11 protein-coding genes and 2 pseudogenes are annotated in these 14,684 nt (G+C 69.4%); 6 read left to right on the top strand and 7 right to left on the bottom strand.

Translation table 11 applies throughout. The features are described 5' to 3' along the window. Positions 1–26 precede the first annotated feature (26 nt). Positions 27–448: pseudogene (locus M2283_RS45645) on the top strand (IS5 family transposase); the annotation flags it as partial. 278 nt (positions 449–726) lie between these two features. Here M2283_RS45645 and M2283_RS45640 read toward each other — a convergent pair. Beyond that, on the bottom strand, positions 727–1,635 hold the full coding sequence (locus tag M2283_RS45640) for a LysR family transcriptional regulator (protein ID WP_280882508.1): 909 nt from the start codon (positions 1,633–1,635) through the stop codon (positions 727–729). Positions 1,636–1,767: 132 nt separating this feature from the next. Between M2283_RS45640 and M2283_RS45635 the strand changes: the two genes are divergently transcribed. The 3 genes from M2283_RS45635 to M2283_RS45625 all read left to right on the top strand — a co-directional run bounded on the left by M2283_RS45635 (position 1,768) and on the right by M2283_RS45625 (position 5,363). Next, positions 1,768–2,886 carry a PrpF domain-containing protein gene (locus M2283_RS45635; protein ID WP_280882507.1) on the top strand — a complete coding sequence of 373 codons (1,119 nt, stop codon included), beginning with the start codon at positions 1,768–1,770 and terminating at the stop codon, positions 2,884–2,886. After that, entirely contained in the window at positions 2,883–4,316 is a 1,434-nt protein-coding gene (dctA, locus tag M2283_RS45630; protein ID WP_280882506.1) for a C4-dicarboxylate transporter DctA, read from the top strand. Before M2283_RS45635 ends, dctA begins: the two co-directional genes overlap by 4 nt. A 555-nt stretch (positions 4,317–4,871) precedes the next feature. Further along, entirely contained in the window at positions 4,872–5,363 is a 492-nt protein-coding gene (locus tag M2283_RS45625; RefSeq protein ID WP_280882505.1) for a nucleotidyltransferase domain-containing protein, read from the top strand. A 380-nt stretch (positions 5,364–5,743) separates the two neighbouring features. Here M2283_RS45625 and M2283_RS45620 read toward each other — a convergent pair whose 3' ends face one another. Next, on the bottom strand, positions 5,744–6,064 hold the full coding sequence (locus M2283_RS45620) for a hypothetical protein (protein WP_280882504.1): 321 nt from the start codon (positions 6,062–6,064) through the stop codon (positions 5,744–5,746). A 397-nt stretch (positions 6,065–6,461) separates the two neighbouring features. Beyond that, on the bottom strand, positions 6,462–7,949 hold the full coding sequence (locus M2283_RS45615) for an oxidoreductase (protein WP_280882503.1): 1,488 nt from the start codon (positions 7,947–7,949) through the stop codon (positions 6,462–6,464). A 2-nt stretch (positions 7,950–7,951) separates the two neighbouring features. On the opposite strand from M2283_RS45615, the gene M2283_RS45610 reads away from it, so the two are divergent. Further along, positions 7,952–8,782: an NB-ARC domain-containing protein gene (locus tag M2283_RS45610; protein ID WP_280882549.1), complete on the top strand. Its 831-nt coding sequence runs from the start codon at positions 7,952–7,954 to the stop codon at positions 8,780–8,782. Here the strand turns inward: M2283_RS45610 and M2283_RS45605 are convergent. Next, positions 8,779–9,342 carry a tyrosine-type recombinase/integrase gene (locus M2283_RS45605; RefSeq protein WP_280882502.1) on the bottom strand — a complete coding sequence of 188 codons (564 nt, stop codon included), beginning with the start codon at positions 9,340–9,342 and terminating at the stop codon, positions 8,779–8,781. The two genes, M2283_RS45610 and M2283_RS45605, sit on opposite strands and share 4 nt — an antisense overlap. Positions 9,343–9,672: 330 nt before the next feature. Between M2283_RS45605 and M2283_RS45600 the strand changes: the two are divergent. Continuing rightward, positions 9,673–10,071 (top strand): annotated as a pseudogene (locus M2283_RS45600) (CocE/NonD family hydrolase); the annotation flags it as partial. A gap of 80 nt (positions 10,072–10,151) precedes the next feature. On the opposite strand, the gene M2283_RS45595 reads toward M2283_RS45600, so the two are convergent. From M2283_RS45595 to M2283_RS45585, 3 genes are all read right to left on the bottom strand, one after another. Next, positions 10,152–10,823 (bottom strand): response regulator transcription factor, encoded by a 672-nt coding sequence (locus tag M2283_RS45595; protein ID WP_280882501.1) that lies wholly within the window; start codon positions 10,821–10,823, stop codon positions 10,152–10,154. Beyond that, complete coding sequence (locus M2283_RS45590) at positions 10,820–12,160, bottom strand: sensor histidine kinase (RefSeq protein ID WP_432423230.1); 1,341 nt, start codon at positions 12,158–12,160, stop codon at positions 10,820–10,822. The genes M2283_RS45595 and M2283_RS45590 overlap by 4 nt, the downstream gene beginning before the upstream one ends. Before the next feature lie 124 nt (positions 12,161–12,284). Then, entirely contained in the window at positions 12,285–14,405 is a 2,121-nt protein-coding gene (locus tag M2283_RS45585) for an MMPL family transporter (protein WP_280882500.1), read from the bottom strand. Between the last annotated feature and the right edge of the window lie 279 nt (positions 14,406–14,684).

The raw sequence follows: 14,684 nt of genomic DNA, 5'->3' as shown, positions 1-14,684 counted from the left end.
CTTGGTCTCGGGTCGTTGGCATGGCCATGGAGCGGGGTGATTTAACGCACGTGGAGTGGGCCCGGCTGAAGCTGCATCTGCCGAAGTCCGGGCAGCGTGGCGGCCGTTGGGTCAGCCACCGCAAGGTCATCAACGGCATCCTGTATCGGCTGCGCACCGGAGTGCCGTGGCGGGATCTGCCTGCGCGTTTCGGTCCGTGGAAGACCGTGTACGAGCGGCATCGACGCTGGTCGGCGGATGGCATGTGGGACAGGATCTTCGCGGCCGTCCTGGCCGACGCCGACACGGAAGGCCGGATCGACTGGTCGATGGTGAGCGTCGATTCGACCTCCTGCCGGGCCCACCAGCACGCCGCCGGGGCCCGTAAGACGGCGCCGCGGGTGCCGGGAAAAGACGCACGCCCCGGCTGCATCGTCCCGACGCGGGACTCGGTCGCTCCCGGGGCGGACCGCTACCAGGGCCTCGGAGCCAAACCACTGGCAACAGGACCCCCACCGGGCCAAACGACGGCAGCAACGCCTCATCGCCGAGCTGAGCGCACTCGGAGTCGACACATCCGGCCCAACCTGCCCGAACTTCCCTACTCCCCAGTTCTCCTATCGGGGAAGGTAGGGGCCGATCGCTGGGTGGCGGGCCGTCATGGCGGGTCACCAACGTGGTCATCTCGGCGATGACGTCGGCGGGTGGGACCCTTTCCCTGGTGGACGTACAGCCCGGCATGTCATGTCAGGACGGCGCGCCGACCGCCGCGCTGTCGCGCAGGAAGCCCGCGAAGGCCTGGGCGGCAGGGGTCAGGGCGTGGTCGCTCATGCGGACGAGGAGGATGCGGCGCACCGGGGCAGGGGGTTGGAGCGGCAGGACGCTGACGCCGCCTCGGATGCCTTCCAGGGCGAGGGTGGGGGCGAGGGCGACGCCGATGCCGGCGGCGACCATGGCCTGGGCCTCCTGGTAATCGTGGGCCTCGTAGGCGATCTGCGGCTCGAACCCGGCTGCGCGGCAACTGCGGGCGAGAGCCTCGGCCACCGGGTGGTGGTCGGCACGGGTGATCCAGGAGTCGTTCGCGAAGTCGGCGAGGGTAGCCAAGGGCTGGCCGGCGAGCGGGTGGCCGTTGCTGACGAGGAGCGCCGGGGGGTCGTCGGCGAGTGAGGTGACCACGATGTCTTCGCGATCGATGCGGTTCCAGTCGTAGTCCCACATCAGGGACATCTCGACCTCCCGGTTCTCCAGCATCGCCCACAGGCCCGCGATGCGGGCGCTGCGCACGGTCAGCCGTACGTCCGGATGCGCTTCCCGGAAGGCGATCACGGCCCGCGGGAGGAGGGAGGCTCCGACGGTGGGGAAGGTGCCGACCCGGAGGGTGCCCGCGCGCAGTCCCGCGAAGTCGGCCAGCTCGTTCTCCGCGGCCGTCAGTTCGCGCTCGATCCGCTCCCCGCGTTCGGCCAGCGCGCGACCCGCATCGGTGAGCGTGACGCCCCGCGCGTGGCGCTCCAGCAGGGGCTGCCCGGCTTCTGCTTCCAGGCGGCTGACCTGCTGGGACACCGCTGACGGAGTGTAGTTGAGGGCTCGTGCGGTCGCGGTGACCGAGCCCCGGCGGGCGACCTCGGTGAAGAGCAGGATGCGCCGGACGTCGAGCATCACGTCACCTCCAGCGTTAACTTCACCTTAATACCCGTGCAGATTTCCGAGATTGTACTTCACGCTTCGCGCGCCCACTGTGGATCGCACCCCGCACGGAAGTGCCGTCGGGGTTTCCACGAGGAGACCGTTGTGTTGCGTCTGCAGGGCGAGATGATCCGCGGAGGAACCAGCAAGTGCTGGATCTTTGACCACCATGACGTGGTGGCGACCGGCGTGGACGCCGACACCCTGCTGCTGGCCGCCTACAACGCCGCCGACCCGCGCCAGATCGACGGTGTCGGCGGTGCCTCCTCGACCACCTCCAAGGCGGCGATCGTCCGGACCTCGACGAAACCGGGCATCGACGTCGAGTACGCCTTCGCGCAGGTCGGCATCGGCGACGAGCGCGTGGAATGGGCCAGCAACTGCGGCAACTGCGCGACCGCCGTCGCCCTGTACGCCGTCCATAACGGCCTGGTGCCGATCACGTCGGACTCCACCACGGTGCGGATGCTCAATGTCAACACCCGCGCCCGCCTCACCGGCACCATCCCCACTCCCGGGCGGATGGCCTTCGACGAGGGCACGGCCGCGGTGCCCGGCACCGCCGCGCTCGGGGTTCCGGTCCTGCTCGGTTTCGAGGACCCGGCGGGTTCGACCACGGGTCGCACCCTGCCGACCGGCCACGCCGTGGACACCCTGACCGGCCCGGTTGGCGGGATCGAGGTGTCTCTGGTCGACGCCGGCGCCCCGGCCGCGCTGTTCGAGGCCAAGGCCTTCGGCCTGCAGGGCACCGAGTCCCTGGCCGAGTTCGCCGCGGCAGTGCCCACGCTCACCACGCTGCGCCGTCAGGCCGCCCTTGCCATGGGCCTGGCCAAGGAGAACGATCCCGTCAGCCACGCCGTGCCGAAGGTCGGCGTCGTCGCCCGCCCTGCCGCCTACCGCACCACCGACGGCACCCCGGTCGGACCGGACGACTACGACCTGGCCGTCCGCATGGTCTCGATGCACGCCCCCCACCCGGCGATCGGTCTCACCTCGGCCGTCGCGCTGGCCACCGCAGCCGCGACCCCCGGCACCCTCGCCCACCGCGTCGCCCGGCAGACCGCCGACGGCACGCTGCGCCTGGGCACCCCGGCCGGTGTCATCACCGCCCGAGCCGTCCCCGCAGCGCAGGGCGCGTCCCCCACGGTGCTGCTGCACCGCGCCGCCCGCCGCATCGCCCGAGCCGAACTCCTCGTTCCCGTCCTGGAAGGACGCCCCGCATGAGCCGCAACGACGCCGCCCCGGGCACCGTCACCGCTCCACCCGGCCGCATCCGCCGACTGCTGTCCCTGCTCTACATCCAGTGCCTCATCGGTGTCTTCGCCGGAGCTGCCGTCGGCTGGCTGTGGCCGTCGTTCGGAGCCGACCTGAAACCCTTGGGCGACGGCTTCATCGCGCTCGTACGCATGATGATCGCACCGGTCATCTTCTGTACCGTCGTCCATGGCATCGCCTCCATGGGCAACGCGCGTGCCGTGGGCCGCGTCAGTCTCAAGGCCCTGATCTACTTCGAGGTGCTGACGACCGTCGCCATGGTGATCGGCCTGGTCGTCGTCAACCTCGTCCAGCCCGGCGTCGGACTGCACGTCGAGGTCTCCACCCTCTCCACCGAGGGCCTGCCGCCGGAGGCGACCCAGAGCCACGAGAGTGTCGCCGCATTCGTTCTGTCCACCATTCCGGACACCCTGCCGAGCGCGCTGACCGGCCACGAGATCCTGCCGGTGCTGCTGATCTCGGTCCTGTTCGGCTTCGGGCTGAACGCCGCCGGCGAGGCGGGGGCGGGGATCACCCAGGGCATCGAAAAGCTGTCCAAGGTCCTTTTCACGCTCATCCGCTGGATCATGCGGCTGGCCCCGATCGGCGCCTTCGGCTCCATGGCCTTCACCATCGGCAACTACGGCCTGGACACCCTGCGCCACCTTTTCCTGCTGGTCGGCTCCTTCTGGCTCACTGCCCTGTTCTTCGTCCTGGTCGTCCTCGGGACGGTCATGCGCATCAACGGCCTGCGTCTGCTTCCCTTCCTCCGCTACATCAAGGAGGAGTTGCTGATCGTCCTCGGCACGTCGTCCAGCGAGCCGGTGCTGCCGCGCATGATGGCGAAACTGCATCACGCGGGCGCCTCCAAACCGGTCGTGGGCATCACGCTGCCCGCCGGATACTCCTTCAACCTCGACGGCACCGCGATCTACCTGACCATGGGCTCGGTCTTCCTCGCCCAGGCCCTCGGCATCGACCTCAGCCTCACCCAGCAGCTGTCGATGCTCGCCGTCATGCTGCTCACCTCCAAGGGCGCCGCCGGGGTCACCGGCTCCGGCTTCATCGCCCTGGCCGCCACCCTCAGCGCCGTTCCGCACGTCCCCGTCGCCGCCCTGGCGCTCATCTTCGGCGTCGACCGCTTCATGTCCGAGGCCCGTGCCCTGACCAGCGTGGTCGGCAACGGCGTCGCCACCCTGGCGGTAGCCAAGTGGGAGGGGGAACTGGATGAGGACCGCGCCAGGGCCGTCCTGCGCGGTGAGATTCCGTACACCTCCGGCCCCGAGGCCGATCACACCCCCGCGCCGCACGCCGATCCCGCACCGGGGGAGAAGGCCGGGGACGCCGACGTCAAGGAAGCGGCCGGAACGGACCGTGCCCCCGTGCCGGCCGTCGGCTGACGTACCCACACAGCCGGTCCGGAACTCGGGCTCCGGACCGGCTCTTCTCGTGATCAGCAGCACGGCACTCATGGCACCACCTTGGGTCACGGCAGGGGGTGGGTAGTCGGTGCCGGTGCAGGATGCTCGGTCCGGGACAAAGATAGGTGTGGTTCGTCCGCTCGTCGCCCTCGTGGGGTGGTGGGTGCCCTCGATGTTCGGCGTTGCGCGACAGCCGACAGGTGGGGCGGGTGGGACTCGAACCCACGGCCGACGGATTACGAGTCCTTGGGGGAACTTGGCGGTCTTTGCCGATCAACGTGCATCCTTGACGTTTTCACAGGTCAGATGCGGTTGTCCGTGTTGGGACTCGGCAGCCCTTGCCGGTCTGTTCCTGTCCTTGCGGCCTCAACATCGAGACCGGCACCAACTCCTTCCGCCTCGCCCAGACCCGGGCCAGGGCCGAGCAGGACGGCTGACGACCGCAGCAGAGCTGCCCTGGATGGGGCCTGCCCCGCTTTGTCCGAGAGAAATCGTTCGCTGCCCGACGCCGACGCTTCTAACCTGCGTCGGGTGATGACAGCTGATGACGTGTTGTTCGTCTTGGCCCTGTTGCAGCGGGCGGAGGTCGACGTCTGGGTGGGTGGCGGATGGGGGATCGACGCTCTGATCGGCGAGCAGACCCGAGACCATCGCGACCTGGACTTGATGCATCGGGGAGACCAGGAAGCCGCCGTGCTGGCGGCCCTCTCCGCGGCAGGTTTCGGGGAGAGTCTGAACTGGAGGCCCATCCGATTCGTCATGAAGGCTCCGGACCGCCGGGAGATCGACCTTCATCCGCTGGTCTTCAGTGGTGACGGCTCCGCAGTGCAGACATCCCCCGAACCGCAACGTCCTTTCGCCTACCCCTCCTCCTGCTTTGTGACGGGCGCCGTCCAGGGGACGCCCGTCCCGTGCTTGTCCGCCGAGCAGCAGGTCTACTTCCACCAGGGATACCAACCAACGGAACGCGACCGGCGCGACATGGCACAACTTCGCCGCGTCTTCGGGATCGCCACGCACTTTTAACCCACGTCGAAGCGGTGTGAAAACTCACCGAAATGCCCGCGCTGACGGAGATGGGGCGCAGGAGCGTCATGACACGCGCGACGAACCATGGCCCGCGCGGCCTGCCGTCGATCCCACCGCCGACTACGCGCTATCGCCGCTCCTACCGGCCTGCCCTCCGAGCAGTTGCTCGCCCAACTCCGCATGAACGACGACGGCACCCACATGGTCGGTCCCTTCACCACGCGTTAGTACGGCAAGCCACTTCGCGCAAAGGAGGATCGGTGTCCCCCGTCCGGCGCTCCACCAGCCGTCCCAGCCGCCCAGCAGTCCCGGCGAACGGACACTGCGGCTGCACCAGAACCCGTGCGCCGGGCCAGGACACAAGCCGCTTCAACCCATCACGGACCGGGGATATCCCTGACCCTCTTGAGCACCGAACTGACCCTGTCCACCACGGCGTTGCGCCGCCTGGCATGCGCCGCCCGGTCCGCCGGCACCAATCGCGCAGCGGCCTGCACGGCACAGGCATCCGGATCACCGAAGGCAGTCTGCGGGTCCTCTCCCGTCTTCGCACAGTGCACCATGACCTCCTTGACCGCCTGGAGCACGACCGGACGATCCACGCCCGGCTGCATCGCCAACCGCACCTGGAAACGCGCCAACCACCTCTCGCGGTCCCTCTCCCCCGCCGCATCCGCCGTCTGGTCCTTGTCCGCCACGCGCTCTCCCCGGTGATCAGCAGCCGTCCGTCACGGAATGGGACGCCACGACATCGACATGAGTTGCGGAAGCCAGGAGAATCCCAGGCCACTGCCTGAGGAACCCCACCAGCCCTGCCGCCCGGCCCACCGACAGCCTGCGTGCGGAAACAGGAGCGGCGGCCCGCGCAGGTGTCCCGCTCGGGCCGACCCCAGCGGCACGCAGAGGCGCCGGCAGACGTTCCCGGGCGCTGCAGGCCGGTCTCCGGCCGACCCGGTCAAGGCGGCTCGCCCTCCTGCGCGCCCTGGGCGAAACGCCGTGGTTGGGCAACGTCGTCGGTGGGAGCCGGTGAAGGCGCCGTCGGGGGATGTCGGGAAGCCGTCCGGCGGACCTGTTGATCGAGTCGGCAGAGGGGCGTCAACTCTTGTTTAGTGACCGAGTCACGCCCGCGACGACTGCCGTCGTCAGCAGCCAACCCGCCGCGATCAGAACGTAGGACAGCCACTGCGCGATGGTGCCTCCCGTCCAGTACCACGCGGTTCGTTGGCCGAGGCCGCCGATGGGGATCAGCAGGTCGAGGGTATAGACGAGGGCGTTGAACGGTGGGCCTTGGTCGGTCTGGACCTGCTTCGGCGACTGGCTGCTGAAGACAATGGTGCCGAGGACGGTCAGAGCCATGATCCACACTCCGGCCAGCCAGGGGCGGTAGCCGTAGCCGACCAGGGCGTCGAGCAGGTGCCCCCACACCCGCCCGGCTGGGTGAAGTGTGCTGCGACGGTGGCGTTGCTTGGCCAGAAGCACCTTGCGGGCGTCGTCCTCGTGGCCGACCTGCCGGTACCAGGTCGCCAACTGCTCGTAGGGCTGCGGGGCGTAGCCTGGCTCGCGTCGGATCCACTCCACGCGGCGTATCGCGTCGTAGCCTCGTAGGCCGTCTTTGGACTGGATAGAGGCGTAGCTGAACCCTTGTAGCCGCACGAGCCCCGGCCAGATGTCCTCGCCGTCGTGAAGGACGGTCACGTGGGCTCCTCTGAGGTCCACGCTGCCGGCAGGTGGTGCGGCTGGTGTGAAGTACAAATCGCCCGCCTGCATCCGCGAGCCGTCCAGGGCCACGTCCGCGCCGTTGAGGATGGCGCCCTCAAAGGTGAGCTGATCCGATATCTGCGCGCCAGGCAGACATATGGCCCCCTGCGCGGTGAACCCCTTGGAGAAGACCAGCGTCGAGGCCACGGCGTTGTCCGCGACGAGCGCCGGGCCATCGGGGTTGTCCAGTCGGGCTCCTTCCATGAACAGGCCGCCAAGCAGGTGGGCTCCCACCAGACGTATCCCGCCGTGGGCGGTGAATCCTCTGCGGCAGAAGACCGCGCCTTCCATGACCAGACCGCCGGCGAACAACGCCCACCCGTCCGAGGCCGACAACATCGCCTCGCTCAGGTGCAGTTCGCCTGCGATCCGAGCTCTCATGAGCGCAAGCCTGCCCTGGACGACTGATCGCTGCAGATTGAGGGTGCCTTCTATCCGGGCCAACGTGGCGTCCATGCCGGGCACCTGACTGCCGACGATCCCCACCGTCCGAGTAGCAGCTCCATAAAAGCTCGGACTCTCCTCGAACCAGCAGTCCTCGAACCACAACATGTGCCCGATTTCCGCTCCAGCGAGATCGAAACGACCAGTGATCCGCGCTCCAACCACCCGCAGAGCGGTGACCGCCCCTGGCGGGGCTGCATGTGCTCCCCGCGCCAAGGCTGTCACGACGGCCGCCCGAAGCGTGCGCTCGGGCCCCCAGTCCGCACCTCCGCCCGGATCGTCTCCGTTCACAGTGCCCGCACGCAGGTCCACCTGGCGGCCTTCGGGGAAGGCGTCCCACAACTCACGCTCGGGCGGGGTCATTTCTTCGTACGGCAGCATCGATACAGCGTAGAGAGCCAAGACCCAATTGGCCTCGCCGTCGCCACATCAACCGAAACGCGAGCGTATCCATAGCCGCCAGACCAGCTGAGGCAGTCCCCGATCCAGCGCCTCAATCCAACCGGTCACCGCACGTCACCGGCATAGTCGCGAACCAGATCCTTCGAGACGGGAGGATCTGTCGCCGGGTCCTCGCGGGCAGAGACGGCGGCCCACGACCCGGCGACCGCTTTCAGGGGTCACCTGCCCGAGGCATTGAGCCGCCCGCCCATCGAAACGCTCCCGCAACTCTTCCGACGCCCCGTCAACTCCCACCGGACACAACCGACTTCACCGGCCGCGCGGCAGTTCTCCAACACCTGCGCGAGGTCCGGGATCCGGTGCTGACGATCGCCGACGCCCCCGGCGTGGGCAAGACGGCCCTGATGGTGCACGCCGCCCACCTGCTGCGTCGCCGCTTCCCCGACGGCCAGTTGTTCGCCGAACTGCACGGCACGCGGGACCGGCCCAGGAACCCCGACGAGGTGCTCGGACACTTCCTGCTCGCCCTCGGCGTTGCCGAGCACAGCCTGCCGCGACGTACTGGCGAACGCGTCGACCGCTACCGCACCCTGCTCGCCGACCGCCGTGTGCTCGTCGTCCTCGACGACGCGGCCAACGAGCGCCCGGTACGTCCGCTGGTGCCCAGCGGAGCGCGCTGTGCCTGTCTTGTCACCAGCCGGTCGCGGCTCGCGGCGTTGGAGGGGGCCCGACGGCTGGACCTGCCCGAACTGGACGGCGTGGACTCCCTCCGGCTGCCGGATCCGCCCGGATTGAGGCCGAGCCCGGCCTAGCGCGGGACATCGCAGAACTGTGCAGGCACCTGCCGCTCGCGGTGCGGATCGCCGGAGCCAGCCTGTCCGCCCGCCCCGACCTGACACTGCACAGATTCACGGGCCGGCCGCGCGAGGAGCACCGGCGACTGAACGAACTGGCCATCGGTGATCTGGAGGTGCGCGGCAGCCACGCCCTCAGCTACGCCAGTGTCTCGCCCCTGGCGCGGGCTCGCGGCAGTTGCCGAACGGGACGGCGACCGGCTGGCCTCGTAGTCGGTGGTGCTGGTGAACGGGGCCGGATGACCGGAACGGTCGATGGTGTGCTTCCGCATGGTGCTGATCGCTTCACGCTTCCGCTTCAGGGACACCTGGTAGTACGACATCGTGGTGACGACCGACCGGTGGTCCATGAACTCTTCAAGCACGTCAATAGGGACGCCGGCATCGGCATGGCACTGGGCATAGGCGTGCCGGAGCGCGTAGGGGAAGATCAGCGAGCGGACGAACGGCAGCCTGTTCCCTTGCTCGTCGAGGTCGTCGCTCAGCAGCAACGGGATCGCCGCGACCCATTCCCGCATCTCGTTGGCCGCGCTCGACCCCGTGTGCGAGATCCCGTTGCGGTCGGTAATCGAGGGAACAGGTACTTCCGGCTGCGGGAGGGAACCTCCAGCTGACGTCGACGGGCCTGCCAGGACCTCATAACCGCGGCGGTCTCGCGGGTGATGGGCAGCTTGCGGCCGCAGCGGCGCTTTTGACGTTGTCCCAGATGAGGGCCTGGCCGCCCCCGGGATACGAGCCGCAGCGATTCCACCTCCAGCCCGGCGGAGCCCTGGCATCGACCTGCCCGCCGACTCCACTCCGGACGACTACCACTACGCCCCTCCGATCCCACCCCCGCGGTCGGCGAAGTACGCATGTGGACCCTGCAGAAGCACGGCCGCGTGAACAACGCCAAGCTGGAGGCCCGCCCTGACGTCTTCACCTACACAACTCCCGCTCCGGACAACGCCGTCGAGGTCGTCGGAGAGGTGAGCGCCGAGATCTTCTTCCGCTCCAGCCTGGCGTACGCCGATGTGTTCGTGCGCCTGTGTGATGTGGACGAGAGGGGCACTCCACAAACCGTCTGCGACGGCTTGATCAACCTCACCGACGCCGCCGAGACGACGTGCGCGACGGTCCAACTGTGGCCGACGGCCTACCGCTTCGAGCCCGGCCACCGCATCCGCGTCCAGGTCTCCAGCGACGCCATTCCTCGCTTCAACCGCAATCCCGGCACGGGCGAACCCCCGGCCACCGCCGTCACACTCCTCTCCGCCACCCAGCGGGTCTTCCACGACCCGGAGCATCCGTCCGCGATCTTGCTGAGCAGAAAGACGGTGGCTCGAAGTCAGACAGTCCCAGGTATCACAAGCCCCGACTCGTACGCCACGATCACCAGCTGTGCCCGGTCCCGCGCCCCCAACTTGCCAATGATCCGGCTGACATGGGTCTTCGCGGTCAGCGGGCTGAGCCCCAACGCGTCGGCGATCTCGGAGTTGTTGAGACCGCGCGCGACCAGCGCGAGCACCTGCCGTTCCCGTTCGGACAGCCCGCTCGGCCCGCCCAGCGCGGATGTCGTCGCGGTGTTCGGCGCGCGCAGAAAGCGGGCGATCAGCCGCGAGGTGGGACCGGGCGAGAGGAGGGACTCCCCCGCGGCCACCGTCCGGATGGCGTCGAGGAGTTCGGCCGGCCTGATGTCCTTCACGAGGAAGCCGGACGCCCCGGCCCGCAGTGCCTCGACGATGTGCTCGTCGGTCTCGTACGTCGTCAGGACGAGCACCTTCACTCCCGCGAGATCCTCGTCGGCGGCGATGAGCCGGGTCGCCTCGATCCCGTCGAGGTCGGGCATGCGGATGTCCATCACGATGAGATCGGCCCGCGCCGACCGGGCCAGCGCCACGGCCTCCCGCCCGGTGGCCGCCTCGGCGACGACCTCCATGTCCCCGGCCGACGAAACGAGCATCGCGAAGGAGGCCCGTACGAGGTTCTGGTCGTCGGCCAGCAGTACGCGGATGGTCATCGAACCTCGTCCTCCCGGGACAGCGGCAGTGTGGCGGTCACCTCGAAGCCCCCGGCGGGCCCCGGACCGGCGTCCAGTGTGCCGCCCACGCTACGGGCCCGCTCCCGCATTCCGACGAGCCCGAACCCCGGCCTGCCGTCGGACGGGCCCATCCCGCCGCCCGAGCCGGCGTTCCCGCCCCTCCCGTCGTCCCTGACACTCACCCGCAGTGCGCCGTCCTCGGTCCACAGACCCACCCGCACGGTGAGGTCCTCGCGGCCACCGTGACGTACGGCGTTGGTGAGCGCCTCCTGCACGATCCGGTACGCGGCGGCGCCCACGGAGGGAGGGATGCCGTCCGCGCGGACGGACAGTTCGACCTTGGCCCCGGCCACCCGGCCGGTCTCCGCGAGACCGGCCAGTCCGTCGATCCCGGGCACTGGCCCCCGCATGTCCTCGGCCCCGGAGACGGAACCGGCCCCCGCTGCCACGACCGTGTCATGCGCCCGCAGCACCTCCAGCGTCGTACGCAGTTCCCCCCGGGCGGTCCGGCAGGTCCCCGCGATGTCGTCCAGTGCCTGGGCGACGGCTTTGCGGTCGAGGCGCTCGGGGTCGGCGGTGAGGACGTGGGCCGCCACGGACGTCTGCACGCCGATGAGCGTGATGCTGTGGGCGAGCAGGTCGTGCAGGTCACGGGCGATCCGCAGCCGTTCCTCGGCGACGCGGTACCTGGCCTCCTCCTCCCGGGTGCGTTCGGCCCGTTCGGCCCGCTCGACGATGGAGGCGACGTACCAGCGGTAGTAGCGGACGTCGATACCGATGAACAGGACCGCGATGATCCAGCCGGAGATCTCCAGGGACTCCAGCGCCCCCTTCGAGTTGGTGAGGCCGTTGCCGATCACTGTCGGGCCGAGGACGGCGACACCGGTGAGCAGCGTGCGGCGTACGGCGCCGGTCGCCGCGACGGTGTAGAGCGCCAGGACGGTCGCGGGGATGGGCGGGGCGGGGTTGTAGTCGAGGGCGTAGTACGGAGCCACGCAGGCCACCACCCCGAGCAGGGCCACCACCGGACGGCGGCGCCGCCATACGAGGGGCACGTGCCCGGCGAGCAGCAGCGTCCAGCCGAGATGGTCGGGCGGGATCCCTTCGCCGCCCATCAGAGCGATGGCTAGGGCGAGCACGGCGACGCCCAGCGCGAGGAGCGCGTCGTTGCGGGTGCGGTGCGGTGCGGTCAGCGGTTCGCGGTTGATGGCGGACATGATGTGCTCGACGCGAAGGGACCGCCCGCCGTCACCGGCCGCCGTCTCCGCCGCCGACCGGTCGCGTACCCCTGCTGTGGTCGTTCCCCGTTCTTCCACGGCTCCATCTTCCGGTACTCGTGCGGGAACCCGGGTGCCCCTCCGGAAGGAGAGGCACCCGGGCGGGCCCGCCGGATCAAGGTGCTCAATCGGCGTGCTGGATCAGAGCGTTCGTTCAGCGTGCTCAGGGTGCGCCGACGGTTTCCGCCTGCCGTGGCGGCTCGGTCGGTCCGGCCGGTCCGGTCCGTTCGGCCGGGCCGGGCTCCCGTGAGAGCACGCCCGGCCACCACAGCTTCCGGCCCAGGGCGACGCTGGCGCTGGTCACCAGGTACGTCCGTACGAGGAAGGTGTCGAGCAGGACGCCGACGGCGATCACGAAGCCGAGCTGGACCAGCTGCACCAGGCCCATGTTCGTCAGCACGGCGAAGGTCGCGGCGAGGACCAGTCCGGCGGAGGCGATGACGCCGCCGGTGGTGCGCAGCGCGGTGAGTGCTGCCACGGTCGGTTCCGCTCCCGCCAGGGACTCCTCCCTCATCCGGTGCATGAGGAAGATGCCGTAGTCGACGCCGAGGGCGACCAGGAACACGAAGGACAGCAGTCCGAGCCCCGGATCGGTGCCCTTGAGTCCGAGGAGCGGTTCGAAGACCAGTCCGCCGATCCCGAGGGAGGCGCCCCACACCGCGACGACCGCGACCACCAGGAGCAGCGGTGCGACCAGACTCCGCAGCAGCCCGATCAGGATGAGCATCACGGAGACGAGGACGAGCGGTACGACGATCTTCGTGTCCCGGCCGTTGGTGACCTCCAGGTCGATCTGCTGGGCGCTGTCCCCGCCGACGTAGGAGCCCTTCAGTTTGTCCCGCAGGGACTTGATGGTGGCGGTCTCCCCCGCCGACTGGGGTGCGCTGTTTGCGAAGACGGAGATCTCGGTCCAGCCGTCTCCCGTACGCCCCTTGTCCGCGCTGCCGACGCCCGGTGTGCCGCGGACGGCCGCGAGGGTCTCGTCGGCGCGCCCCTGCGGGGTGATCACGTCGATGGGCTGACTGCCCTGCCCGGGATAGGACTTGGCAACGGTCTCCATCGCGACGACGGCCTCCGGCTTGTTGACGAAGGAGTCCTCCTGCTTGAGCGCTCCCGGCAGGTTGAGCGAGCCCAGGGCGAGGGCGCCGAGCAGTACGGCACCGCTCGCGAGTACGGTCAGCGGCCTGCGTCCGGCAGAGCTGCCCATCGCCGAGAACAGGCTGCGCCGCTGCTTGGGCGTGCCCCCGAAGACGGGCACGAGCGGCCAGAACACACGCCGTCCGACCAGTACGAGGATGGCGGGGAGCAGGGTCATCATCGCGATCAGCGCGCACAGCACACCGACGGCGCCGAGCGGGCCCATGCCCCGGCTGCTGTTGAGGTCGGCGGCGAGCAGGCACAGCAGTCCGGCGGCGACGGTGCCGGAGGAGGCGAGCACGGCGGGCCCGCAGCCGCGCAGGGCGGCGACCATGGCCTTGTACGGTCGTTCGAAGCGCCGCAGCTCCTCCCGGTAGCGCGAGACGAGCAGCAGCGCGTAGTCCGTGCCCGCCCCGAACACGAGGATCGTCATCACACCCGAACTCTGCCCCGAGACGGTCGTACCGAAGGCCTGGTTGAGGCCGTAGGCGACACCCATCGACATGTAGTCGGCGATCCCGGCGACGACGAGGGGCACGAGCCACAGCACGGGGCTGCGGTAGATCAGGATCAGCAGTACGGCGACGACAGCGACGGTGGTGTAGAGCAGCGGTCCGCCGAGCGAGTCGTAGACCGCGCCGGAGTCGGTGGCCAGCGCGCCGGTGCCACCCACATCGACGCTCAACCCACCTTCGCCCTGGGCGACTTCGCGGACGTCGTTGACGAGCTTGTCCCGCTGCTCCTCGTTCGCCCCGGGCTCATTGCTGGCAAGCGCGTACATCAGGGTCGTGCCGTCCTTGGACGGAATCCCCTTGGGAGCACCGCCGATCAGCTCGTGCTGCCGCGTGATCTCCGTGACCTGCCCGGCCGCGGTCTTCCGGTCGGCGGCGCTGAGCCCGCCGTCCCGGTGGTAGACGAGCACCATCTCGGTGGTCTCGCCCCCGGGCAACTTGTCCTCGATCTTCGCCGCTTGCGTCGAGTCCGCGCTCGCCGGCAGGTAGTCGGTGACCTTGTCGTGCTGCACGTCGGCGAGCTTCGCCGCGAACGGCCCGACGAGCGCGATCACGGCGATCCACAGCCCGAGCACCGCCCATGGAACGGCTCGCCTGCGTCCCGTCCTCGTCGTGGTTGTCTCTGCGGCCCTCATTGACCGATCTCCCTCCGGGTGACGTCTGCTTCGGTCCCCAGACTTCCGGTGAGAACCACGGCTTTCGTCGGGCGGGAGGGCGAGGTGACGCGTACTGCCGGGGGCGACGGCGGGTGCGGATTACTCCCTGGGGAGTAATCCGCGGACGGCCCGCCTCCCCGGAAGAGGCGCGGGGAACCGCACGACCAGCCCCCACACTCGGCGACGATCCGGTCCCAGTGACGCATGTTCATCGTCCGGAACTCCACTGCTCGTTGGTGAGGGCGGTCCACTTGCGAC

Source organism: Streptomyces pseudovenezuelae (assembly GCF_029892565.1).
In the GTDB taxonomy this organism is placed as follows: domain Bacteria; phylum Actinomycetota; class Actinomycetes; order Streptomycetales; family Streptomycetaceae; genus Streptomyces; species Streptomyces pseudovenezuelae_A.
Note: the sequence above shows the minus strand (reverse complement) of the source record. Positions and strands in the feature narration are given on the sequence as shown.